This is a genomic window from Methylophaga sp. UBA3192 (assembly GCA_002363955.1).
In the GTDB taxonomy this organism is placed as follows: domain Bacteria; phylum Pseudomonadota; class Gammaproteobacteria; order Nitrosococcales; family Methylophagaceae; genus Methylophaga.
This window is the reverse complement of sequence record DEXE01000006.1, coordinates 366033-392245: the sequence shown is the minus strand read 5'-3', so window position 1 is coordinate 392245 and position 26213 is coordinate 366033. Positions and strand designations below refer to the sequence as shown.

The 26213-nt window shown below is 46.0% G+C and carries 15 protein-coding genes and 1 tRNA gene; 6 read left to right on the top strand and 10 right to left on the bottom strand.

The window, feature by feature from the left end:
- Positions 1-24: 24 nt before the first annotated feature.
- Positions 25-447, top strand: coding sequence for an RNA polymerase-binding protein DksA (gene dksA / locus B2337_RS08925; protein ID WP_292359582.1), 423 nt, complete (start codon positions 25-27; stop codon positions 445-447).
- 72 nt (positions 448-519) lie between these two features.
- On the opposite strand, the gene B2337_RS08920 is transcribed toward dksA, so the two are convergent.
- The 3 genes from B2337_RS08920 to B2337_RS08910 form a co-directional block, all read right to left on the bottom strand.
- Positions 520-4569: a translocation/assembly module TamB domain-containing protein gene (locus tag B2337_RS08920; RefSeq protein ID WP_292413364.1), complete on the bottom strand. Its 4050-nt coding sequence runs from the start codon at positions 4567-4569 to the stop codon at positions 520-522.
- Complete coding sequence (locus B2337_RS08915) at positions 4569-6260, bottom strand: autotransporter assembly complex protein TamA (RefSeq protein ID WP_292413362.1); 1692 nt, start codon at positions 6258-6260, stop codon at positions 4569-4571. Before B2337_RS08915 ends, B2337_RS08920 begins: the two co-directional genes overlap by 1 nt.
- A gap of 179 nt (positions 6261-6439) precedes the next feature.
- Positions 6440-7366, bottom strand: a complete 927-nt coding sequence (locus B2337_RS08910; protein WP_292359587.1) for an AraC family transcriptional regulator — start codon at positions 7364-7366, stop codon at positions 6440-6442.
- Between the two features lie 268 nt (positions 7367-7634).
- Here B2337_RS08910 and B2337_RS08905 point away from each other — a divergent pair, with 268 nt between their 5' ends.
- The 4 genes from B2337_RS08905 to B2337_RS08890 all read left to right on the top strand — a co-directional run bounded on the left by B2337_RS08905 (position 7635) and on the right by B2337_RS08890 (position 12067).
- A complete protein-coding gene (locus tag B2337_RS08905; RefSeq protein ID WP_292359589.1) occupies positions 7635-9155 on the top strand; it encodes an aldehyde dehydrogenase family protein in 1521 nt (506 codons plus the stop codon).
- 130 nt (positions 9156-9285) lie between these two features.
- The gene (gene acs, locus B2337_RS08900) at positions 9286-11247 is read left to right on the top strand and encodes an acetate--CoA ligase (protein ID WP_292413360.1); all 1962 of its coding nucleotides are present in this window, start codon (positions 9286-9288) and stop codon (positions 11245-11247) included.
- The gene (locus B2337_RS08895; protein WP_292413359.1) at positions 11247-11651 is read left to right on the top strand and encodes an RNA-binding S4 domain-containing protein; all 405 of its coding nucleotides are present in this window, start codon (positions 11247-11249) and stop codon (positions 11649-11651) included. Before acs ends, B2337_RS08895 begins: the two co-directional genes overlap by 1 nt.
- Positions 11651-12067, top strand: a complete 417-nt coding sequence (locus tag B2337_RS08890; protein ID WP_292413358.1) for a MazG nucleotide pyrophosphohydrolase domain-containing protein — start codon at positions 11651-11653, stop codon at positions 12065-12067. The genes B2337_RS08895 and B2337_RS08890 overlap by 1 nt, the downstream gene beginning before the upstream one ends.
- Positions 12068-12090: 23 nt before the next feature.
- Here the strand turns inward: B2337_RS08890 and B2337_RS08885 are convergent, their stop codons facing one another.
- The 5 genes from B2337_RS08885 to B2337_RS08865 form a co-directional block, all read right to left on the bottom strand.
- The gene (locus B2337_RS08885; RefSeq protein WP_292413356.1) at positions 12091-12540 is read right to left on the bottom strand and encodes a GNAT family N-acetyltransferase; all 450 of its coding nucleotides are present in this window, start codon (positions 12538-12540) and stop codon (positions 12091-12093) included.
- A gap of 3 nt (positions 12541-12543) precedes the next feature.
- Positions 12544-13374, bottom strand: a complete 831-nt coding sequence (locus B2337_RS08880) for a formate dehydrogenase accessory sulfurtransferase FdhD (protein WP_292359598.1) — start codon at positions 13372-13374, stop codon at positions 12544-12546.
- Complete coding sequence (moaA, locus tag B2337_RS08875) at positions 13367-14374, bottom strand: GTP 3',8-cyclase MoaA (protein WP_292413354.1); 1008 nt, start codon at positions 14372-14374, stop codon at positions 13367-13369. The genes B2337_RS08880 and moaA overlap by 8 nt, the downstream gene beginning before the upstream one ends.
- 15 nt (positions 14375-14389) lie before the next feature.
- Positions 14390-14599, bottom strand: a complete 210-nt coding sequence (locus B2337_RS08870; protein WP_292359602.1) for a YgaP-like transmembrane domain — start codon at positions 14597-14599, stop codon at positions 14390-14392.
- 68 nt (positions 14600-14667) lie between these two features.
- On the bottom strand, positions 14668-15339 hold the full coding sequence (locus B2337_RS08865; RefSeq protein WP_292413353.1) for a Bax inhibitor-1/YccA family protein: 672 nt from the start codon (positions 15337-15339) through the stop codon (positions 14668-14670).
- A gap of 154 nt (positions 15340-15493) precedes the next feature.
- On the opposite strand from B2337_RS08865, the gene B2337_RS08860 reads away from it, so the two are divergent.
- Positions 15494-15584: transfer RNA gene (locus tag B2337_RS08860), tRNA-Ser, on the top strand.
- 2737 nt (positions 15585-18321) lie between these two features.
- Here B2337_RS08860 and B2337_RS08855 read toward each other — a convergent pair.
- Positions 18322-24399, bottom strand: coding sequence for a hemagglutinin repeat-containing protein (locus B2337_RS08855; RefSeq protein WP_292413350.1), 6078 nt, complete (start codon positions 24397-24399; stop codon positions 18322-18324).
- A 41-nt stretch (positions 24400-24440) separates the two neighbouring features.
- Positions 24441-26186: a ShlB/FhaC/HecB family hemolysin secretion/activation protein gene (locus B2337_RS08850; protein ID WP_292413348.1), complete on the bottom strand. Its 1746-nt coding sequence runs from the start codon at positions 26184-26186 to the stop codon at positions 24441-24443.
- Positions 26187-26213 lie beyond the last annotated feature (27 nt).

The window sequence follows — 26213 nt, the reverse complement described above, 5'->3', positions numbered from 1 at the left end:
TTAGAAAGTATGAGGTTTGCCAACATGGACCCGAACCAAGATGATGTGAGTTTCACCCCGTACCAACCGGGTAGTGATGAAGAATACATGAGCAAAGATATGGTAAAGCATTTTCGGGGCATTCTCGAAAAATGGCGCTCACAACTCATGGAAGAAGTTGACCGTACTGTGCATCATATGCAGGACGAAGCAGCAAACTTCCCAGACCCAAATGACCGTGCAACTCAGGAAGAAGAGTTTACTCTGGAGCTACGCACGCGTGATCGTGAACGTAAACTGATCAAGAAAATTGAAGAGTCACTGATTGATTTGGATAAAGGTGATTACGGTTACTGTGAATCATGTGGTGTTGATATCGGTATCCGCCGTTTGGAAGCACGTCCCACAGCCACACTGTGTATAGATTGCAAAACACTGGATGAAATTCGCGAAAAAAATCGTGCCTGATTTTATCTGAAGACTCACCTCATACTTGAAAAAGGTAGGTCCTGAAAGCCCTGTGACAACACAGGGCTTTTTTTATCTTTCGTAGATATACAACAAATCCACCCCGCTTTGCGTGCCGGATTCAGCCTGCAGAGTCCAAATCTTGCTTAATGTATAACGCAACTGAACCGTGCTCACCGGTTCAAAAATCCCGATACCATATCCCAAATAAAGTTTCGGAGACAAATATTTGCCAATTTGCACGGCGGCGCTCTCCGGACTTTCTCCGGTAAATTCGACCGAATCCAGACCAAAGGTACTGGCAATCTGATCGCTGATAGCATTGCCGTTGGATATCCCCAGATTAGTCGCTGCCGATGCCAGCAATGCTGCGTCGGCAGCACTGGCTTGCCCCAATGGACGACCAAGCACAATATAAGACAGGATGTCTTCCTGGCTCATCGACGGCACGGAAAACAGGTTTGCCTGAGGATTATTTGCAGGACCGGTAATATGAATACCCGCCTGATAGTTAGTGCCTTTACGGATAGCCTTGATATCCAAATCCGGATTGTCTATGGCCGCTCCGGAAAAGCGAACCTTACCATTATCAACGGTCAGTTCCCGCCCATAGGCGGCGTAACTGCCTTCATTAACCGTTATTTCACCATTACCCAGCAATAGCTGACCAGCATCACCGTATATGCGTAAATCTCCTCCCAGGCGTCCACTAAAGCCTAATGCCTTAATCATGACTTTATCGCCAAGCTGAACAGTGATATCCAGGTCCGTTGCCAATCGCATTTTTTCCTCATCAGTCTCTTGACCGATTATCACCACATCCTGACTGGGTGACACGGTGGTATTAAAATCCATGGGGGCCAGTTCTGCATTGGGAATTTTAACCGCACCACTCAATTTCGCCGTTTGTGGAGAAACCATTAGCTTCAGGTCTGGTGAGGCAATGACATAGGCTTCAGGCAGATTCATTACTTCAAGCTGCTCACCTTTTATGGTGGCATTGAACAGCCAGTCTGCATCCGTCATGGTGAAATCACCCGCCACTTCCAGCTGGCCTTCTGCAGAATCGGCCTGTAACAGCATTTTCAGTCCTGATAAGGGATCGCCATTAATATCTGCGTTGATAGCCGACAAGGTAATACCCATATCTACCAAAAATATTTGCCCATCACGCAAACTGATTGCTGAGGTTAGTTGCGGTTTATTGGCCGTACCCTGCATATCGACATGCAGCTCCAGTTTTCCTGCCAGTTCATCAAAAGCCAGGGTTTCCAGATTTAATGATGCGAGATCTTCAACGGCTGTCTGCAATTGCAAGTTAAGCGGCGTATCCATAGGTGCAGCTATCACTTTTTTGACAGCTGCTGTTTGTAATCTTGCCTCTATCGGTTCTACACCGGCAATATCCGGTGCAATAGTAATGGCCACCATGCTCTCTTCGGCGGTAAGCTGATAACGTAAATCAACCGTATCAAATTCGATAGGTTCCTGTTGACTGATCGTTTCAGACTCAAGTTTTAAAATAGCCTCGTTCAGCGATAGATTTCCTGTACCGGTAATCTCTCCCTCATTTTCCATTGCCAGTTGCAATCGGCCGGAAATAAAACCGGATAATTTGGCATATTCCTCAATCCAGGGTTTCAGGATTTCCATGGAGAGTTGATTGATTTCCACGAGTGCTTGCGCGCCGGGCAAGGCATTTTCACCTTGAATACAAATTTGTGCCTGTTCAGCCGATAGCCAGCAATGCTTCGACATAATCTGTTTATCAGCCGACAATTGAATATCACCGGCCTCACCTAATTGCCAGTTGCCAGCCATGTCATTATCAATTGTCATTGACTGTAACCGGCCAGCCCATTGATTGTCTTTATTCAGGCTGCCTTGTAACAAACCTGATAACGAAATTATTGCAGACTGGAGCTCCAGACCCAGCTGATGTTGATCACGTTTACCCGTCAGACTCAGATCAACTGAATCAATAGTCTGCTCTGCCACTTTAATGCCGGTTGACTGTACGTTGAGTTTACTTTGCTGATTATCTGTAAGGTCTATTTGGGCATCAGCGTTAATGGTGCCGATACGCATTTCGTCAGCCCAACTAATTGAAGAACCATCGAGATCGGCATTTAATTTTAATTTAGCCAACTCACCAAATAATCGCCCCTGCCCATTTAAGCTGCCAGATAAATCAGGGTGAAAATCCTGCAAATTCGGCGAGTTGAGTTTCCAGGTTAAATCCAGTTGTTTCTCAACTTTGCCATTTAAAGATAATTGCGAGTCGCCTAAATTCAGCTGTAAATTTTCAATAGCAACATCGGTGTTGACGGTTTTCAGGTGACTGTTCAGGGAAAAGTTACGTTCCCGTAAAACACCATTTAAATGTAAATTCTGCAGACTTGCTTCGAAATCGGCCTGCCCCTTATCCTGAAAACTCAGTTGCGCCTGACCACTTATTCGGCCGGGCCATTCATTTGCAAATACGGCCGGATCAACTTGTCTGAGTGTCAGTTTGCCATCAACCATCAGATTCTCTTTCCAATTGATACGACCACTAAAGCCGGCACCACCATCTGCAATTCTGGTATCTGCACGAATATCCGTTATGCCGGCTTCGGGACTGGTTGCCTGGAGTTTCAGAATGAGTGGAATTTCATCAATAATAAAATCCGAATCAAGTGTGATTTCAAACAGATGTTTCTCACCTTTCAGATTGAATAATCCCGTATAACTTTCTACTGACACGCCAGTTAAACTGGCGGGAAGCTGCAGGTTTTGCCATTCACCACTTAATTGGTAATTTAATTGAGGATCCCAGCTCACATCACCACTAACGTCGAGTTCGGCTAACGCAGACTTGATTTCGAGGGAGTTGATACTCGCCTGTTGCAGATCTCCACGCACATAAGAGTTAATCGCCCAGTTCTGCTCCAGTGCCGCAATAGAGCTACTGAGAATCAAACGATAATCCTGCAGATTTCCGTTTAGCGAAAGTTCACCTGAAGTTTCAGCAACTAAAAGCTCTGCATCCTGTTGCCATGGCCATTGAAGTTGTGACCAGCTTGCATCAATTGAAAACCCACTCGCCATGGGATCTTCCGCAACCTGAATATTGCCATGGATCTCGGCAAAACCGTTTTGACTGATCGCCGTCATCAAATCTACACGCCAGTTTTTTAAGTCAGTAGAGTTCAGACTCAAACTGGCAGAAACTGGTGGATGTACTTCTTCAAATTCCTGTAACTGAAAGTCCAGTTCCATTCGGGCAGTTTCCCGAGTGCCTTTAGCTTCCAGATTAATAGCCGTCACATCACCCATTTCAGTATTAAGAATTCGGGTTAATGACAGGGATTCACTTTCCAGGCCAAGGCGCCAATCCAGGTCATCAAGAATATTACGCACCATCAGGGTTTGTTCTGAGGCAAACGGTTCACCCAGCTGCTGTCGTAACGTCATTTGTTTGATATCCCCGGTAATCGTGCCGGTAGCTGAAATCAATCCCCATTCGGAATCATTCAGCCTCAACCCGTAATTCAGGTTAGTAGCAAAGGGTTCGTTAAGATGAACGTTCCCGATCAAGGTAAAGGCCAGCACATTACGATTTAATCTTAATGAGGAAATAATTAACCGGTCGTAATTCAATCTTATCGAGGTATCGAAACGATCAAACAAAGGCGTCACAATACCCTGATTATCAATAACTTCTGCATTTGTAACACGCAGCGATCTGAGGTGAACTGCCAGCGGAAAACTGAACTGAGGAATAGTGAACAATTCATCTTCTTCAGGCTGAGTAATCGTTTCAGCCTGTTTGATTGCCAGCCTGTCAATATGAATCTGATTGATAATAAATCGGCTTGAAAGCAACGACCATAGCTGCCAGCGCGCATCAATGGTATTTATGTGTATCGCATCGCCATCTTCAGGCTCATAGGTAATGCCCTTCAGATAAACGCCGTCGTAAAGTCTGCCGCTAGCTTCGTTTATAGTGAGTTCGGGAAGTGTTTTCTGAGTGAAAGTCAATGCTGTGTTAAAACCTGACTTGGTCATTAGTAACCAATATAAGCCGGCCGGAATGAGCAGCAGCAATACAATTGCGATTATCCATAATGCGCGTTTCATCACAAATCAGGCCCTATCATGATATGCAAACCAAAGGGTTTGTCTTCATCTGAAATACCACTGGCCACATCAACACGAATCAGGCCAACAGGAGATCGCCAGCGAATACCCACCCCTACACTATACTCTATTGGATCTGACCAACTATTGAAGGCGTTACCAAAATCGGTAAATATCGCAGCGCCCCAGTTTTTGACAAACATATGTTCATATTCAACGCTTCCAACAGCCAGATACCGGCCACCGATGACTTCATCCAAATCATTTTCTGGTCCCAGTGATTGATAGTCAAAACCACGGATACTATTGTCCCCACCGGCAAAGAAACGCAATGAGCTGGGTAATTTTGAAAAGTCACTAACTTCCGTGGCCCCCACAGTCGCTCTGGTAATAATCCGGCTGGAGTCACCAACCCCCTGAATGTATTTTCCACGCAGGACTAGCTGACTAAAGCTGATATCGGAGAGAATACCTTCTGCCGCTCCGCTCAGTTCCATACTTAAACGACCTCCCTGCCGGGTATAGATAGTGTCATCTGCCCAGGTACGGGCATAGGCAATTCCGGGAATCAATAAGGTTGTTGACGCAGAGTCATCTGAAACATCAAAGCTTTCATTGAGAAACTTGATGCTACCGGTTTCTTCCCAGCCCCAGCGCATACGGTTGTAATAGCTGCCTACCGCTACCGAACGACTTTCACTGGTATCTGTATCTTCCTGTTTATATTCTGAATTAAAACCAACCGTATTAATATTTTCACTCCAGAACGGCATCTGGTAATCGGCACCGATTCGATTGGCAATTTGTGATAAACGGCTTTCAACAGACAGTCTGTGTCCCCGATCATTTACATAGCGATTTTGCCAACCCAGACTCATCCTGGCCCCGGTATCCGTACCATAGCCCACACCGGCGCTGTAGCGATGTTTCAGATTTTCATTTAATGAAACATCAACCGGAACCTCATTATTTGCTCGTGCAGAAGTCATTGCCTGAGTGGATACAGAGGCAAAATAGCCACTATTTTGCAGATTATTTCTCAGGGTGAGCAATTTACCTGAATCAAACGGTTCACCCGCTTTGATGGGTGACATTGCATCAAGTAATCTGTCATTCACAACCGTATCAGGGAAGGTGATCTCACCAAATCGATAACGCTGCCCGGCATCATAGACCAGACAGATGTCTGCAGCACTTGCTTCGACATCAACACTGACTCTGCTACAACTGAATGCGCCATCAAAATAACCACGCTCAGCAGCAACTCGGAGCAATGACTTTTTTGCGTTTTCATAACGTTCATGATCAAACTGGTCACCTACGTTCAGCGGTAAACTGCTGAGCAGCTTAGTAAATACCGGATCAGTTTTAGCATCACCCTCTACCGCCAGATTGATTTTACGAATGATGACCGGTTGACCTAACTCAATTTGATATTGAGCTTGCCAGTTATTTTCATCCGTTTCTGTTAACTCGGCAGTAATTTCGGGAGAATAATAACCATACACCGTGAGCATATGCTTCAATTCATCGATGGCTTGATTGTGTAACCGGTTTACACTTCGAGAATCCAGACGTGGACTTTGCTTCTGCCGATTGATGCTCAAACCATTCAACAGGGTTTCGACCAAATTTTTATCTACGCCCTTTATCTCGATATTGATATTTTTTTCCGCGTCGGCCCAAACCATATTGGCAGCCAATAGACACAGAGTAAATATCAGGATGACCCTGTTGTATAGAGAGTGTTGGCATAACGGCATACAAGTTTTGTCATTACTAAAAAGTGAGATTCGTTAGAACTGAAATCAGTACCAACGAACTCAGATTATGACAGCTTCAGGCCTTCAGCGTTCTTAACTTAAGCTAATTAATTAGTTTGATCCGGGAGGTTTTCTTTACGAAAAGCGCTTGGCGAACAGCCAAAAAAATGACTGAAACGACGACTGAAATGACTTAAGTCGTTGAAACCATAACCATAACAGGCTTCAGTAATACTCTGACCACGACGGATAGCATCGGCAGCTGATTTCAGTCTGAGTTGTTGATGAAATTCTCCCGGTGTACAACCCAGTTGTTTTTTGAATTCAACATATAAACGACTGCGGCTCATACAGGCTTGCCGGCACAACTGTTCTATATCCAATGGTTCACTAAGGTTTTGTTCCAGTGTATGGATGACGGCCGTCATACTGCTGGCATCTGGCGCCCGCTGGCAATAACTCAACAAAACTTCTCGCCCCTGTTCACGAAGCAACCTTATCACCAGCTCCGATACACCTAAATCGACCATCAGCTCTTTATCAGGATCATTGCGAATATAAAATGAAACCATTTTTTCCAGTAACTGCTGGGTATCGCGAGTGTGATGCTTGTGAATGATACGAGGCTGATATTCCCAAGTATGCTCCGGCGCATCAATTTTTACCAAGTCCTGCATACGATTAGAGATGGCCTGAATACGCTCTCTGGAAATCTCTATGGTCAGACAAGTTGTTGGCTGCTGCTCATTTGCATCCGGAAAATCTATTTCAACATGTTCACCGGGTGGCATAACGTAGGATTCGTGCGGCACAAACAATTCGCCCGACGCGTTGTAATGGTCATGCATTACCTTGCGACCGCTGACCATTCCGCAATATAACAAGTGGTCTGCATTAAGTGCTACACCCGTTGAGCTGCGGTAGGTATCGTAAATACTCAACTCTGTTTCCGGACCATTAAAGGTCACTTTGTTTTCAATCAGCAACTGGCGATTTTCTCGCCGACCGCTCGTAGGCAATGTATTCAGGTTCATAATGCAGACCTTAATAAGTGATGATTGATTTTGTGTCTCAACTCTATGCGAAGTCAAGTGAATAGAAAATATTACTTAAGTGAGAGTATCCGCGCATTTGATATGAATTTTTCATTTTTTCAAAATAGCAATCTTGTCGAACCATGTGTTAACTTTTTTGTCACTTCTGGACTATCAGTCAAATAATTGGGATTATCAGTCAAGTAAGATTTCTGCTTTAGGATTTATGCTTGGTCTTTAACCATAACAATATATAAGAGAGAGATTTATGATTTACGCAAAACCAGGTACACCCGAGTCGGTGATCTCATTCAAATCACGTTATGAAAACTTTATTGGTGGCGAGTGGGTTGCCCCTGTTAAAGGCGAATACTTTAACAACATTACTCCAGTGACCGGCGAAGTCATTTGTGAAATTCCGCGTTCAGGGGAAGCTGATATTGAATTAGCGCTGGATGCAGCTCATAAAGCCCGTGAAGCCTGGGGTAAAACCTCCGTTCAGGAACGCAGTAATATCCTGCTGAAAATTGCTGATCGTATCGAAGCCAATCTGGAAAAACTGGCTGTTGCAGAAACCTGGGATAACGGTAAAGCGGTTCGCGAAACACTGAATGCCGATATTCCTCTGGCCGCGGATCATTTCCGCTATTTTGCCGGTTGCCTGCGTGCTCAGGAAGGCACGATGGGTGAAATTGACGAAAATACTGTCGCTTATCACTTCCATGAGCCACTCGGGGTTGTCGGTCAGATTATTCCCTGGAACTTCCCGTTATTAATGGCGGCATGGAAACTTGCTCCGGCATTGGCTGCTGGTAACTGTGTTGTTATGAAACCGGCTGAACAAACACCAGTATCTATCCTGATTCTGGCCGAATTAATTGCTGATTTACTGCCTGCTGGCACATTAAATATTGTTAACGGTTTTGGTCGCGAAGCTGGCCAGGCATTAGGCACAAGCAAACGCATCGCCAAAATCGCGTTTACCGGTTCAACACCAGTCGGCTCATTAATCATGAAATACGCGGCTGAAAACATTATTCCTTCAACCGTAGAGTTAGGCGGTAAATCGCCAAACATCTTCTTCGAAGACATCATGCAACAGGAACAGGATTACATTAATAAATGTGCCGAAGGCATGGTCTTGGCGTTCTTTAACCAAGGTGAAGTTTGTACCTGCCCTTCCCGTGCCGTGATTCAGGAAAGCATCTACGACGAGTTCATCGCTGTGGTGATGGAACGCGCCAAAATGATTAAACGCGGTAACCCGCTGGACACTGAGACACAAGTCGGTGCCCAGGCTTCACAGGAGCAGTTCGACAAAATCCTCAGCTATGTTGAGATTGGTAAACAAGAAGGTGCTCAATTACTGATGGGCGGTGGTATCGAGCAATTAGGACCTGAATTCAATAACGGTTTCTACATCGAACCCACCTTGATGAAAGGCAATAACAAAATGCGTATCTTCCAGGAAGAAATTTTTGGACCTGTGGTTTCGGTAACCACCTTCAAAGATGAAGCTGAAGCACTGGAAATTGCCAATGACACCGAATTTGGTCTGGGTGCCGGTTTATGGACGCGCGATATGAACCTGGCCTATCGTATGGGACGTGCTATTCAGGCAGGCCGTGTATGGACCAACTGCTACCATCATTATCCAGCGCATGCTGCCTTTGGCGGTTACAAAAAATCCGGTGTCGGTCGTGAAACACACAAGATTGCTCTGGAACATTACCAGCAAACTAAAAACCTGTTGGTCAGCTACAGCACAAGCCCGCTCGGCTTCTTCTAAAACGTACTGCCATTAAATCAGACTCTCCCCTAAGCATGCCTTTCGGGAGAGTTTTTTATTGGCTGTTGACTACATTTAACGCTGGTAGCGGACTATACTCAGAAAGAGAGAATAATAAGGTAAGGTATTTATGGCTCAGAATAATATTGAATCAACCCTTCACGAGAATCGGCACTTTCCGCCTTGCGAGAGTTTTTATAAAACATCTGCGCTAACCCCAAAAAAACTTGATGCGCTGTACACCAAAGCGGACGAGGACCATCTAGCTTTCTGGGGCGATTTAGCCAGGCAGGAACTCGATTGGATAAAACCCTTTACCCAAACGCTGGATGACAGTAATGCACCGTTTTATAAATGGTTTGCTGACGGTCAGTTGAATGTTTCCTATAACTGCCTCGACAGGCAATTAACAAACAATGCGGAAAAAACGGCCATTATTTTTGAAGGCGAACCGGGTGACGTCCAACATATTACGTATCGTGTTTTGCACGAAAAAGTATGTGTGTTTGCCAATGCGTTAAAAAATCAGGGCATCCAAAAAGGCGATCGGGTCATTATCTACATGCCGATGATTACTGAAGCCGTAGTGGCTATGCAGGCCTGTGCCCGAATCGGCGCCATTCATTCCGTCGTATTTGGAGGCTTCTCGGCTGAAGCCCTGAAAGATCGTATTGAAGACACCCAAGCCAAACTGGTGATTACCGCGGATGGTGGTCATCGTGGTGGCAAGATCATCCCGCTGAAAAACACCGCTGATCAGGCATTAGCTAAAGGCTGCGAAAGTGTTGAAACAGTCATTGTCTTCAAACGCTGTGGCAACGACATCACGCTGCAGAATGGTCGGGATATCTGGTGGCATGATGCGGAACAGGATCAGTCAGCAGAATGCGACCCTGAACCGATGAATGCCTGCGACCCGCTTTTTTTACTTTACACATCAGGTTCGACCGGCAAACCGAAAGGTATTCAACACTCTTCAGCGGGTTACCTGCTGAATGCCATTACCACCATGCGCTGGGTGTTTGATATTCAGGCTAAAGATGTCTTCTGGTGTACTGCAGATGTTGGCTGGATTACCGGCCATACCTATGTTGCCTACGGCCCGCTGGCCGTCGGCGCCACCATGATTATTTATGAAGGTGTTCCTACTGTTCCGGATGCCGGACGTTTCTGGGATGTCTGTGCCCGCCATCATGTCACTGTTTTTTATACCGCACCGACAGCCATTCGGGCATTAATGAAAGCCGGTGATGATATTCCTCAACGCTATGATCTGTCTCACTTACGCTTGCTTGGCACGGTAGGTGAACCGATTAATCCGGAAGCCTGGATGTGGTATCACCGGGTGATTGGGCAAGAGCGCTGTCCTATAGTCGATACCTGGTGGCAAACTGAAACTGGGGCTCACATGATTGCACCGGTTCCTGCTGTAACGGTGACTAAACCCGGTTCCTGCACCCGTGCCCTTCCCGGTATAGATGCTGCCGTAGTCAATGAGCAAGGTGAAGCACTTGGCGCCAATCAAGGCGGTTTTCTGGTGATTCGTAAACCATGGCCATCGATGATCCAGACTATCTGGGGTGATGATCAACGTTATAAAGACACCTATTGGCCTTATTTCGATGGCAAATATTATCTGGCCGGAGACAGTGCGCGTCAGGACGAGGAAGGTTACTTCTGGATCATGGGCCGTATTGACGATGTGCTCAACGTCTCCGGTCATCGATTGGGCACCATGGAAATTGAATCGGCATTAGTCGCCCATGAAGCGGTTGCTGAAGCAGCGGTGGTAGGTAAACCCCATGATGTGAAAGGCGAATCAGTTTTTGCCTATGTTGTATTAAAAGGTGAGCGTCCGGCGGGCGGCGTTGATGAAGATATGACCAATGAATTACGCGCCTGGGTAGCAGAGCAAATCGGACCTATCGCCAAACCCGATGAAATCCGTTATTCCGATAATCTGCCTAAAACCCGCAGCGGCAAAATCATGCGTCGTTTGCTGCGCACCATTGCCAAAGGTGAGGAGATCACGCAAGACACCTCCACCCTGGAAAACGAAGGCATTTTATTGCAACTGCAAGGTAAGGCTTAATGGCGAAAGCCGAACCCGAAAGTCAGGAAAATCAACGATTGGATAAGTGGCTCTGGGCTGCGCGGTTTTACAAAACCCGCAGTCTGGCCGTTGAAGCCATTAATGGTGGTAAAGTTCATGCAAACGGTCAGCGTGCCAAACCCAGCAGAACAATCCATCCTGGTGATCAATTAACCATTTCACAACCACCTTATGAATATGTCATTGATGTTTTAGGCCTACAAAAACAACGTCGACCGGCCAGCGAAGCCCAGTTGCTCTATCAGGAAACCGCAGAGAGTCGTGAAAAACGCGAATTGTTGCGTGAGCAGATTAAAAATGAACCTTTAGGTTTTCGTGACCAAAAAGGCCGGCCCAGCAAACGTGATCGCCGGCATATCATTAAATTTACCCGAGGCGACTGATGAGCATAGACAAATCTTCCCTGCTCGCGAGTGCAGATAAAGAACTGCCGGCACTGCAGTATGCTGTTGAACTGCAAAAAACTGCTGCGCAGATTGGTTTTGACTGGCCACATATTGATGGCGTGATTGCTAAAATTCATGAAGAACTCGATGAAGTAGCAGCCGAACTGGATGACAGAGATCAGACTAAATTACAGGAAGAAATTGGCGATTTGTTATTTGCTATTACCAATCTCGCCAGACATCTGAATATCGATCCGCAACAAGCCATCCAGCAATGTAATCAGAAATTCCTCCGCCGCTTTCGATACATTGAAACGCAGATTTTCAAACAGCAGAAAACATTAAAAACCGCCTCATTAGATGAGCTGGATGCATTGTGGGATGAAGCGAAAACTATTGAGAAAAAGAATTAGGTTACGTAGGTAATTATTTGTTTTTAAACATCTAAAAATAACCTATATGTCAGCATAGATGATTCCGTGAAACCATGCTGTTCATAAAACCGATGCGCGGGATCATTGTCATGATCCGTGAGCAAGGTGATACGTTTACAGCCCTTTTCTCTGGCAAATTCAATCGCATGTTTCAATAATGCCGACCCGACTCCCTGTCCGCGGTTTTGTGGTGCGATAACCATATCCTCCAGAATCGCTACGCGACTGCCCAAAGCGGTTGAAACGGTATAGAGCAAATTCACCATACCGATAATCTGGCCCTCTGCTTTTGCGACCAGAATATCGCCGATACCATCGTCATCAATAATCGCCCCCAGACCCAGAGCCTGTAATTCGTGATCCGGTTTAAATTCGGCTTCCTGACTGAACAAGCTATCGAGTAACAAACACAACTGCGGTACATCCGTGCTAACAGCTGTCTGAATTTTCATGCTTTACCCTGCGGGAGTTAATAAATTTTCGGTTTGGAACTGCTCCTTGCCGGTATACACCAGAAAGTGTTTCCCTTTCGCTCGGGCAACCATTCCAATCCCAATATCCAAAGCGATACTAAGCCCCATTTCGGTCACGCCACTGCGCGACAACAATAAGGGCACCTGCATCTGCGCCACTTTTATCACCATCTCGGAAGTCAGCCGACCCGTGGTATAAAACACTTTTCCGTCGCCATGGATATTGTTCAGCCACATCCAGCCGGAAATCGCATCAACGGCATTATGTCGTCCGACATCTTCCACAAAAAATAACACTTCATTTTGCTGGCACAGCGCACAGCCATGTACGGCCCCGGCCTGTTTATACATTTCGTTGTATTCGTTTAACGCATGCAACACGTCATAGATAGACTGAGCACTGAATTCCGGACATTGCAGTTTCAGTTCTGAAAGCGAATCCATCACATGCCCAAACATGGTGCCCTGCCCACAGCCACTGGTGGCAATTCGTCTGGACATCAGCGAATCAAGATTGTTTTTCTGCTGAAAGGTGGTCACAGCGACGGCATCGACATCCCAATCCACCTGGATGGATTTAATATGCGTTATTTCGTCGACAAGTCCCTGATTACGCAGATAACCCAGCGTCAATAACTCCGGCTGTCCACCCAGCGTCATCAACGTAACAATCTCACGATTATCCAGATAAATGGTCAGTGGTCTTTCACCAGTTAATGAGACTTCGCGGGATGCGCCTGACTCATCTAAAACAGTGGTAGTATGCAGGCGATTAATGCCCTGATTGGTCATTTCCGGCTGATAACTAGCCACCGGTGACACTCATATGGCGAAAGATAATCGGTTGTTCTTTGATGTTAAAGTCATGGCCTTTCGGTTTGATATCCATTGACTTGATAATGGCCTGTTTGAGTTGTTCGATATCGCCCGGATGACGTCGGATAATATCGCGCAAATCCATCGAGTGCTCCTGCCCCAGACATAACAGCAGACGACCCTCTGTCGTCACTCTGACACGATTACAGCTTTCACAGAAGTTATGGCTATGCGGGGAAATAAAACCGATTTTGCTATTGGTACCAGCAACCTTGTAATAACGCGATGGGCCACCGGTATTGGCGATACTGCTTTGCAAATCAAAATGCTTTTGTAATGTGGCAAGCACTTCATCACTACTGCAGTAGCTTTCATTACGACTATGCGTTACCTGGCCTAACGGCATCTCTTCAATATAGGAAATATCCAAATCTTTATCGATAGCAAACTGTGCCAGATCGATAATTTCATCATCGTTACGACCTTTCATAATCACCGCATTTAATTTAATGCGTTTAAAGCCGGCTTGTTTAGCCGCTTCAATCCCATCCAATACCTGAGTTAATTCCCCAGTACGGGTTAATTCACGAAAGCGCTCGGCATTTAATGAGTCCAGACTGATATTAATACGATCCATACCGGCTGCAGCGAGCTTTTCAGCGTACTTGGGTAACTGCGAGCCGTTGGTGGTTAAGTTCAGTTCTTTAAGCGACGTAGTGTGCTTTAACGCGCCAATCTGCTCTATCAGCCAGTCAACGTTGCGACGTACTAATGGTTCTCCACCGGTAATACGCACTTTTTCAACGCCTAATTCGCAAAAGGCTCTGACCAGAAAAGCAATCTCTTCCAATGTCAGCAAACGTTCACGCGGCATGAAGGTCATTTCTTCATCCATGCAATACACACAACGAAAATCACAACGATCGGTGATCGAAATGCGTACATACGACACACGCCGTCCGAAATTATCGATTAATTGTGTTTTTTTATCCGTCATGATGTTTATTATGCGCTAGTTACGCTCTTTATCAGAAATATCGCAGGCCTTTGCGGTAGAAAAGCCAAACAAAGCATACCCACCGCAGCGACCACTTAAACCATTAATCAGCAGCCCCAATCCGAGCAAGGCCCACCAACTTTGGTAATACAATGCAATCGCTATTATAAACAGACCGATTATGATGCGTAACGTTCTGTCTGTTTTGCCAAGATTCTTTTTCATTACATTGCTCCAGATACAAACAAGCCCCTTTGCAGGGGCTTGAAAGAATAACGCAATTGACTGGCTAATTAATCACTGCTTGAGAAAGCGCCAATCAGATGTAACAGGCTGGTGAACAAGTTGTAGATACTGACATACAGGGTAATGGTTGCCATGATGTAGTTCGTTTCACCGCCGTGAATGATGTTGCTGGTTTCATACAGAATCAGACCAGACATCAACAGTACAAACATGGCAGAAACTGCTAATGACAAGCCAGGCATGCTGAAGAAGATTGCCGCCAAACCCGCCAGGAAAGCAACCAGAATACCAACAAACAGGAAGCCGCCCATAAAGCTGAAATCTTTCTCAGATTTAATCGCATAAGCAGACAATCCTAAAAACACAATGCCGGTCGCACCCAGAGCTTGCATAACGATTTGCGGGCCATTCGGTAATCCTAAATAAGCATTAACAATTGGTCCCAGTGTCAGGCCCATAAACCCTGTTAACGCGAATACAGAAGCGATACCCCAGACACTGTTGCGCAATTTAGCTGTCAGGAACAACAGACCGAAGTATCCGATCAAAGTGATGATAATGCCGGGATGCGGCAGGTTGAAAACCATTGAAACACCAGCTGTGACGGCACTAAAGCCGAGCGTCATTGCCAGTAGTACATAGGTGTTACGCAATAACTTGTTGGTTTGCAGCGCAGACTCGCGCGAGCGTACAACTGTTGATTGTGTATCGTAGTTCATCAGTTTATTTCTCCATTACTCAGTAAAGTATTGATGATTGGTGGTTCATCCAATGGACATCATCCTACCGGATAAGTTCTAAATGGCAATAGCTATATAAATTTTGCATTCACTGTTGTCAGATCAGGTCATTCCTAGTAATATGCCGCGTCTTGGAGGGATGGCAGAGCGGTTGAATGCACCGGTCTTGAAAACCGGCGTGGGTTTATAGCCTACCCAGGGTTCGAATCCCTGTCCCTCCGCCAAACAAACTAACGGACTTCGGTCCGTTTTTTTGTATCTGGGGTTTGGTAATTGCGGTTTTAACCGTTCTGTATTTAGAAATTATTTCAGGTTATATCGTCGTATGATGCAGTATATTTACTGTTGATTCTGCTCAGGCCCCGCACGCGTATCCCGGTAACTCTTTTCAGACATACAGGCATGCCATTCTTGATTTAGACGCACCTCCGTCTGCCGATCTGTTTCTTCGGATCTTTGGGCGGCTTTAATTGCGTTGGAACCGAATTGTATGGACTCATTTGGGGGCCCGCCGCATTCCGCAGAGTCCTGTCGCCGAGTTTCCGACGTCCAGCCCAGTATTTTGTACTATTCCAGGTGATGTTTGCTTTCACCTAAGCTGGTAGCAACCAGAATTGTCGTATTGCACCCTGTCAGCAATAAACCTACAGGGTGCAACACACATACCAACCGCTTCATATGAACGCTTCTAGCATAATTGAAATGGCATTCCATACATCTGGCGGTAACAAAGTTGCAGCTGCAAAAGGAGCTGATGGCGCAAACAAAGCGGCGAACCACGCGCCATAATTTTTGCTTCCAATTGTTATTCAGGTACTGCGTTAAAATTCCCTCACCAACCACCACGATATCCATTTGTAGCACATGAGGAAATAAAGAAAATAATTGGAATTAGCCAAGAAAATCTAATAAAGCTTTTTGATAACATTTTTTCCATGGAATATTCATGGCGCTCCACAAAGAGGCCGGGCTTGCATATATTTGCTGGAACAATCGCCGGTGTAACGATATCCTTCGCTTATCATGCAGCGTTGAAATGTATAATCTTGTCGAGTACGACTATCTTCATCATTCTCATTAGGCAGCTGCTGTTTGACTTTCCATGAAAAGGTTCCATTCTCATTCCCCCCACAGGCTATCCAGACCTCCAATCGACTTTCCTCTGTCATTCCGCTCTTCTCCCAATAGGCGATGAAGGGTTTGATAGAGTCCAAGTACTCGTCACGACCTATGGTGAGCCCCGGCCCCGCTTGAAACATCAGCTCACACCCAACCAAAAACCAGCTTATCAAGCTCAATGTAGCCCAGTGGGCAAAGTAACGCCTCATTTCGTTGATTCCAACATAATCGAAATAGCCTTCCATACCTCGGGGGGTAACAGTCTTGCAGCTGTAAAAGGAGTGATAGACGCAAGCGCGACGGCACATAATACTTAATTTTCTGCCATAGGTAGGGCTAGCAGTAGATATAATTTCATTTTAAGGATACTGACATCGCTCATCGCAATATTCCAGATAGACGTACCCTCTATCACGCATACATTCAGCCCAATCTTTGGTGAGCCTTCCCATCGCTTTTATGTCATTAGGATCGTCTGGTTGTTTGGCGGCTTGTATTTCGTGAGGAAGGAAATTGACACTTTCATTGCCCTTGGCTCCGCACTCCGCGATATCTTCTCGTCGACTCTCTTTTGTCATTCCTTCCTTTATCCAGTGTGCGCCGTAAGGTTTGGGGTATTTGAGTCTTTAGTAGGCTTGTTTATCACAATGCACTGCTGGTGTTTGTGGTCCACAAATACGGCCATTACCAATCGTACAACCTGATAATAGGCAACCTGCATATATAACAAACAAAAGCTTTATCCTTAAATTCATTTTGCATTCCTTAAAAAAATGGAAATGGCCTGCCAAACTTTGTGAGGCAACATCTCTGACATTGCAAATGGTGCCGAAGGAACAAGAGCGACGGCACTCCATGTATCGTGGAATTTAACCAATGCTTCTGTTCTGCCTCGCGTTACATTTCCTAGTTCGACATACCTACCGCTAATCTGAACCCCAACACCATCATGCAGTCTGCAAAATGCCATCGATAAGATGGTCAGCCAGTTAACGGCAGAATTAGATATACAAAAGTATCGAACTTTTTTGTCTTGAATGCAGAGCTGCCCGAGGCTTAGAAGTCTTCATGGTGCATCACAGGCAGTCGAATTTTAGCCAATCTTTGGAGCAATCTCCTGTATGTCGATATCCATTACCAAGCATGCAATGCTGCCAATCAGCCATAAGAGGTTATACGCCACACTCTGTTTCTCTTGGAAAAAGTGCTTTGTCGAAGTCAAGTTTATAAATACCTCCGGGCGTACCCCTAGTGTGGCAACTCAATGAGTCTTCTTGACGAATATCTTCCGCCACTCACTCCTTATCCCAATAAGCGATGTTAGGTTTAGTATCAGATTTGTAGAAGGGGTAACCAGTGATCCAATGGCTTACTATCCCACATCCTATTTAATTGAAACAATTGGTAGGGGGCAGACGTAATATTTTGAATTTTAATCTCATTTTCCACCTTAATAACATTCTCAACGAGCTCCACAAAGAGGTCGGGCTTGCATATATTTGCTGGAACAATCGCCGGTGTAACGATAACCGTCACTTATCATGCAACGTTGAAATTCGAACTCAAGTCGAGTGCGGAAAGTTTCGTTGCTTTCGTCTGGAAATTGCTTTTTTCGATCCAATCCAAAAGTACCGTCAGGTAATCCTCCACATGCTTTCCAATCCTCCAGTCTACTTTTTTCCGAACCCCCATCTTTCTCCCAATAGGCGATATAAGGTTTGATAGATTTCAGGTATTCATCACGTCCTATCGTGAGCCCTGGCCCCGCCTGAAAAATCAGTTCGCACCCTACCAGCAGACAGCATATTGAGCTCAATGTGAGCCAGCATGTAAAATTTCGCCTCATTTTGCGGCTCCCAACATAATTGAAATGGCCTTCCAAACTTCAGGAGGTAACAATGTTGCCGCCCCAAAAGGAGCCGATGGCGCAAGCGCCACGGCTGACCACGCTCCGTAACCCTTTGCTTCCACTTCCGTCATCCCACGTTTAGCATTCCCTTGTTCGTCATATAAACCGCTAATCTGGCCCCCAATGAAATCATGTGACCCGCCAAATGCCTCTACAAGATGGTCAAGCCAACTCCCAGAAGTATATGGTATGCTGAAAATTGAGCCTTTTATGCCTTGGATATCACCGAAGGGACCAGCCATTTTTCGGCCCTCATCAGTATCCACCAGCCATTCAGAGAGGGATTTACCATTTGCACCATCGCGATTCCATTGCACTTGTCTTTTGTCGTTAAGTGCGAGACTTCCGTCATCATTTTTCACACACCGCTCATTATCAGCACCACACAATGCATCGAGGTCAACCCTTGTACCACCAGTCTTGGTGGGGTCTAGATCCCATTTTCCACCAACACTTTTACCTGAAACGTTAGATAGAGTGAATGGCTCGCCATCACCGGTATCATCGACTACTCCTGGAAATAGTCTGGAGTTTTCAATGGTGATCTTGCGGAGTTCTTCTGAAGCAGCCACAAGGCTTTCGCGAGTGAGTGTCGTACCACCTAAACCTGTAACTGCTCCCACAAGTACATTGAGCACATGGGTTTCAAGACGCAATTTGTCAACCTCGGTCTGCAGCGCCTGCTTTTTCTCTGGATCAGATTCTTCTTCATATTGGGCACGTAACTCATTCATCTGATTTTCCGCATAACTATCGATCACTTGACTTGCCTGTTGGCCAAATTCTTTTGTTATTTTCACCTGCGCTTCAATTTCCTTGGCGACTTTTTCCGCATCAAAAATTGGGGCGATGGTATTAGCGGTTGAATTTCCTTGGCTGTCGACTGCCTCTCCTTGCTCATTAATATGTACATCCCGATTGAGCACGGCAACCGTTGTGGCAGCATCCTCGCCAGTGAGGTTTTGTTGGCTATCATTATCGGTGATAGTTAATGCACCCTGACTGATAGCGCTGACTGTTATGCTTTCTGTTTTATCGCTATCTTTTCCTATACCGGCTCCTGAGAGTTGCGGTAAGCCTCCCTGAATACCACCGCCTATGGTTGCTGAGGTGGCCTTGGCATCATATTCTGCTTTGTTATTGATATCCGATACTGTGAGCGTTTCAGTGGTGAGACTGTTTTTGTTTTCCTGAATGGCTTGCTCAGTCGATGCGATTACAGCACCATTGAGATTAGTATTGCCCGCCACGTTGACTTGAAAGCCTTCATCACCGGCGAATATCCCCGCTTGTTCATTGACGCTGGCGTAATCACTTTTGATTTTGCTTTGACTTGAACTGAAAGAACCGCCAGCCATGCCAGCTCCTATCGGAATGCTGACACTAATACCTGTACTTTTCTGTTTGCTATCGTAGGTGCTGGTATCTTGCAAACTCTGGATATTGAGATTGCCCTCGCCCGAGGTGCCAACATCGGCCACTACTTGATTACCCTTCACTTGTGCACCAATGAGATTGGTATCGGTGCCGCTTTCCAGCCTGACTTTATTGGCCGCTTCTACCATGGTTTCCTTCCAGCTAACATCAGTACCATTGGCTTTACCTTTACCTTGGAATGCGCTGGCTGTAATAGCAAGTCCATTTGTGCCAATGCTGATTCCAACACTGGCACTACTGTTTTTATTTTTGCTGTTGAGTGTGTCGGTGTTTTTAGCAGCAATCAGATTGACTTGATCATCAGCTTTGATTGATACGTTTTCTCCCGCATTGATAGTACTGCCGATCACATTGACATCGGAATCTTGCTCGGCCCCTGTGGCGTTGATAGTGACATCTCCTCCAGCCATCACTTGACTACCTTGAACGTTGGTACTGGTTTGTGTGGAGGTACTGCTGCTTTTTGAGGTGCCGATGGAAAGGCTGAGGTTAATGCCACCGGCTTGATTGGCAGCATCCGTCATATCATTGCCGGTAGGCGCGGCAGATAATGCTTTCTGGGTAGAATCATATGCATTCTTAGCTGCCAGTGCTGTAGCGCCTGCCGCCAAGGCCTTCATACGTCCATCAGAGGTATCACTGGCAGCTTCAGTCATTTGTTGTGCTGTTTGAATAGCAGAGATAATTGGACTGGTAATGGCAAGTGTTAAGCCACTTTGTTTGAATTTAGTTTCATGGGTGGTATTACGAGTATTTTGCCCGGCAACGATATTGACCTGCTCGGCACGGATATCGATATTGCCTTGCGGGGCTAGCACGTCACTGGCTTTTTGGGTGTAACGCTTGCCTGCTTCAATTGCCACATCACCTTCAACACTTCCCACGGTGCTGCCAGTTTGCTTTGTACTATTGTGAGTCTGGGTTGTATTGAGTGAGCTGGAACCCAGAGTGACACTGGCACCACTGGTACTTAGGCCACTCGTTTTGGTTTTACGCATATGAAATTCGTAAGCTGTATCCTTTGCAGCAGTGATATTCACATTATCTACTGCGCTTAATGTGGTGCCGTTATCACTAATAACATTGCTGCCACGAATGTTTAGATCATTACCAGCTTCTAACATTACGTTATCACCACTAATGGTGCTACTGATGCTGTTGTCTGCTTTAAACACATCTCGTTGAATCTTGGTTTTACTGCTGAAGGTGCTGCTTCTTTTTACTTTGCGTGCAGTATCAAAGTTGCTGGTTTCACGGCCTTCGATGATGTTGACGCCCTGCATGGCAGTAACATTGATTGCGCCAGCTTCACTGGTGATGCTAGCGGCAGTTGCATTAACGTTATTTCCCGCATTGAAGCTAATATCGCCCGTTGTTTGAATATCGCTGCCAATCTCCTGCGTGCCGCCATGTTTTACATAGTTTTTCGCATTACGAATGCTGCTGTTCTGTTCGGCAATCTGCACTGTGCCAAGGTTGATATTTTCTTCAGCAGTGATCTGTGTAACGCCACCTTCACCACGATTGACGATACTGGCCGCCATCAAGTTAACGTCATTACCTGCTAAAGCAATGAGAATCGCATCGGGATTACTGAGATAAAGTCCGGCAACTCGATCTATATTGGTACGACTAAAACTGCTGGCCCCTTCTCTTTGTTTGCTTCTGTGTGTTGTGCTTTGAAGGTTAATGTCATTGCCGGCCTCCAACAGCATGGCATCTCTGGCAATGACTTTACCACCGATGTTGTTGATATCCTTATTGGCTTTTAATAACGTCGAATCAGTCACTATTTGACCGCCCATGTTATTAATATTGTCAGCATTCAACTCCACTATCTCGCGACCGGCAATTGTCCCTTCACTGATAACATCCGAAGTGAGGTTCATGGTGACCGTATTGCCAGCCATCATGCCTGTAGTCGGCTGCATATCCTCTGTCTGAGGTCTGATATAAACTTTAGGAACCAATGCCTGGGTGACTGAGCCATCAGGCAGCGTAACCGTTTGTTCAACCAGCCAGACAATATCGCTGGTGAGTTGTGCCATCTGCTCGGCTGAAAGTGCTACCCCCGGGATGAGCTGTAAGCCACTGACTTGTGTAAGGGCCGACGTCATCAAAGCCTGATATTGCGCTTCATCATTAGCGTGTCCATCAAGGAAACGACGTCCGGTTAATTGGGCAACTTGTTCACGCACCAACCGTTGCTCATAGAAACCATCCCCCAAACGCTTTTGCATAGTCGCGGGATCAAATGCCAGTTGCTGCAGCATGTAATTAGAACTTAACCAAGAGCGATAATTGGCAAAGCGTGGATTGGTTTCAATCAGATAATCTGCTGCGACATCAGGATTGGGTTGAAACAGGCTGCTTGTAACAACAGGAACAGTTGCTGAGTTAACACTGGTTTCGCTGCCCGCTGGAGTCGTATTACCATCCAGCTGTGTAGTAGAGAGGTTATACGTAACGACATGATTGGCGGGTTTATAGGGACCGATAACATCAATATCGTAATCATTGTCGTGGCCATCCCAATCATAATAGTAGGCGGTACCACTATAGCTTGTAACAATTCGGCCCTCTGAATTCAGGTTTTGTACGGAGGCGCCAGTAACATCAAGGTTGCCTCCGGCGATGATCTGACTGTCGCTATTGATAACAGAGCCGCGGAAAGACATATCGCCACCCGAGAGAATCTGACCGGGATCAGATGAGACGATTTGTTTTTCGTAGAACCGTCTGGTTCCTAAAAAGCGTGTGTATTCGCGGAATGTGTATGGCCCTGCTGAACGCCATTCCACATTAACGTTACCGATATGGGCACCCGGATAATCAGAGCTTTCAAGTATAGCGCCAGTCCCTGCAGGATTAAATCGATCAAAGCTGCCGGAACCAGTCTGCACCAGTTGTGTGACCAGATTGGAATTTAAGTTTTGTAAATCGGTGATAGTAAAAGTTGCCTCACCCAATGCCTCAATAGTCGCGCCATCATTAATAAGTGAATCTGCAGTTCCAATGGATTGATTAGCACCATCGAGACTGCCGGCTATCGCCAAATCGCCTGCGCTGAATATCAAGCTATCATCACTATTTTCAATAGTCGTTGCGCCCATATCAAGCCGGTTACGAGCAGCGATTACAGCACCTGCATCATTGCCAAGGTTAGCAACCTGAATAGCGACTTGATCAGCAAAGATACTGCCGGCTTCACTATTGAGCAGATTATCTGCGTTGATGAGCGTATTTACGCCATCAATCAGGCCCTGGTTTGCAATCTTGTCCACGGCGGTAATATGAGTATCAAGGCCGACTATTTCCCCATTCAACATATTGTCAATGTTGTTGGCGCTAAGGTGTAGCGATTGACTTGCAAGTATGGTCGATTGATTAGTAATGTCACCACTGGTATGTAAGTTAAGATTAGCGCCTGCTTGCAGCTTACTGGTGTGAATATAATCAGAAGCCAGCTTGATGCTAATGTCACCATCTGCTGTAACACTGCCATCACTTTCCAGACCTGCAACATCCAACTGGATATTGCTTTTAGCACTGATAACGCCGATATTTTGCAGCACCCCATCGGCAGTAATACTGACACTGCCAACGCTTGCTCCGATATCACCAGCATTCCTTACACCCAAACCAAATTCTGTTCCAACCATGTGAATTTTGCCCGCGTACATGCCTCCTAGTGCAGCAACGTCAATGGCAAAGGCTGGGGTAGCAGCTCCTGCATCAGGGGCAATAGGTCTTACGTTGGTCTGATTACCTTTTTTATCGATACTGATCTGGTTGGTACCGGTGGTAATATTAAGCGTATTCGCCCAAATACCAGCGTTTACATTGACTGCGCGTGCAATCACATCGGTGAAGTTAGTTTGTGAAGTATCGAGTCCATTCCCTAAAAAGTTAATCTTCCCGCCCCCGACGCGATAACCTAGCAGGTTGCCATTATTCAGGATGGGTTTCCCCGTCGTCAGCGTGGCGCGATTCGCATTGATAAAGCCACAACCACTGCAGCTGATACCTGCCGGATTGGCAATAACAACCTGAGCGCGACTACCGGCCACTTCAATATAGCCGTTCAGCAAACTCGGATTTTGACTGTTAACCTCATTCAATATTACTTTAGCTGTGCCCCCGGCAAGGTAGGGATTGCCTTGAACCCAGCCGCCAAGTTGGGTTTGGGTATTTTTATTGCTGTTATTGAGGATAGCGCCTTTCGACTTTACATCGAACTGGCGATAGGAGTTACGTGAGACACCCTCAGCGCTGGGGGACTGAATATTGACCAATGGCAAACCATTTGCTGTTTCATTAATAATCGGTTGCTGAGTGGCTGGAGCATTAGGATCGGCAATGATGTCTGCATAGGTTGGGCTGGTCATTATTACCAGACTACTCATGACAAGCATTGAGGAAATCAACGGACGCAGAGTCGCGAGGACCATAGGGCAAGGTTTTGTTGTTACGATTGAGTTACTTCCCGAAGAGTGACATCCGACGTTTTCTGCAACCACCATCATCAAACCGCGTGCTCTGTTAAACACCACCTTGAATTTATTTTTGTTCATCTTTTTAATCCCTTATCTCAGATGATTCAACGAAACATAAATCAAAAGGTCAGGTTCAAATTAAACCCTGTTGCCGTACTGGCTGTTTCAAACCCTCTGGGCTTTTTAAGTGCTTTTCCCATAAACACGTCATAACTAAATCCGCCAAAGCCCCCTCTTAACCCCATTACAATTCCTGCCAGCTGCCTGCCTAATAAAAGATCACTGGATTGACCGCCGACTTCGCCATAATCTAGCCCCCAATAAACGGTCTGCCCCGTGTTTGCGAGTAATGCACTCATTTCATTACGTAAGAACCAGCCGTTATCCGCACTTAAAGACCATTGCCCGTCAAAGCCGCGAACGGTGTAACGATTACCAATAGACAGGCGATCCTGTGGTGTTAATGGTGTGAAATTGTATTGCCCACGAAGTTGGGTTGAGTAACGCAGAGCCTGCTCACCCCATGGGGCTTTAACGGAAAATGGCAGGTTGAAACCAAGATCAGCCGTGACTATTTCCATACGTGATGTTCCTTCATCAAAGGCCTCTTCAGGCGCTTTGAGAGCATTCCATGCCCCTGTCCCCCGTTTATATGCGATGGTGTAATCCAGCAGTGTCTGTCCTAAATACCAGGTTTGGCTGAAACCGAACTCCCAACCCGCGGTACGCCGTCTTTGCACTTCAATCTCTGTGTCGTTTATATAGCTAGAGGATTTTCTGAAAAAACCTCGAAATGAAAGATAGGTTTTATTGATGGCATTACGATAAACGAGTCGGCTGGCCTTGATATCTGAGTTTTGGCTGCGACCACTGTAGGTATAGGATTGATTAAGACCTGAAACCATTTGGTGGTAGTCATAGTTGGAAGTGGTAAACCCAAATAACCAGTAACCAACGGGAAACGAATAATGAACCGTCTGACCATCTGATCCGCGCTTCCCTGATTCGCCTCCACCCAGATCATGGTTGTAATTAACGTAGAACAAGTCATTGAGCATCAACAGATTGTCGCCAGATATGGTAATGCCAGCTTGATATTTTCCGGTAGAATCGAACCCAGCATCATCGGCGCTGATAGTCAGTCGAAACGGAAAACGCTGCTGATATTGAATCACCACATCACTTTCACCAGGCATAGCATCTGGCCCTTCTGCCGGCTCTATCTGGATATCGACTTCTGTAGTGGGTACTCGTTTAAAATTCTCCAGACCTTGCTCAATATCCCGCAGATTCAGAATGTCACCCCGATGAACAGGGATCGCATTCCATTTGGTCGCTCTTGCAGATACGCCTTCAGCAAACTGAACCTTTCTGACTCTGCCTGGTATCACCGTAAGTTGTAATAAACCGGAATTAAGATCCTGTGGAGCTGCCAGCACCCGGGTAGTTACAAAGCCCCGGGCAATAATGGCATTTTGAATACGACTCATTGCGACATTAATGCCTTGTGCCCCAAGACAACGTCCTATGGCGGAATCATTGCCATCCGTTACGGCGGATAAAGCAAACTGAAATTCTGCAGCGCTTTCGCCAATCAGTGAAACGCTGGAGATAGTGAAACAGGGAGATTCACTGTCTGGATAAACGAGGATTTCTGGCGGAGAAGTTGGATTTGGTATTCGTACATCAGGAGAGATTTCCTGTTGCTCGCGAAGCTGACGCTCGCGCTCCTGCTGCAGAAGCAGCTCTTGTGCAGCGCGATCAATAACTGCAGCACCAGCATATGCTGCTACAGAAAATAAATTCCATATAACAAACACCCATAGCAGAAGATAGGGCGCTCGTCTTCCGTGACGATTATCCATTTTTTTCTTCTTGAATTCCTTTCAATT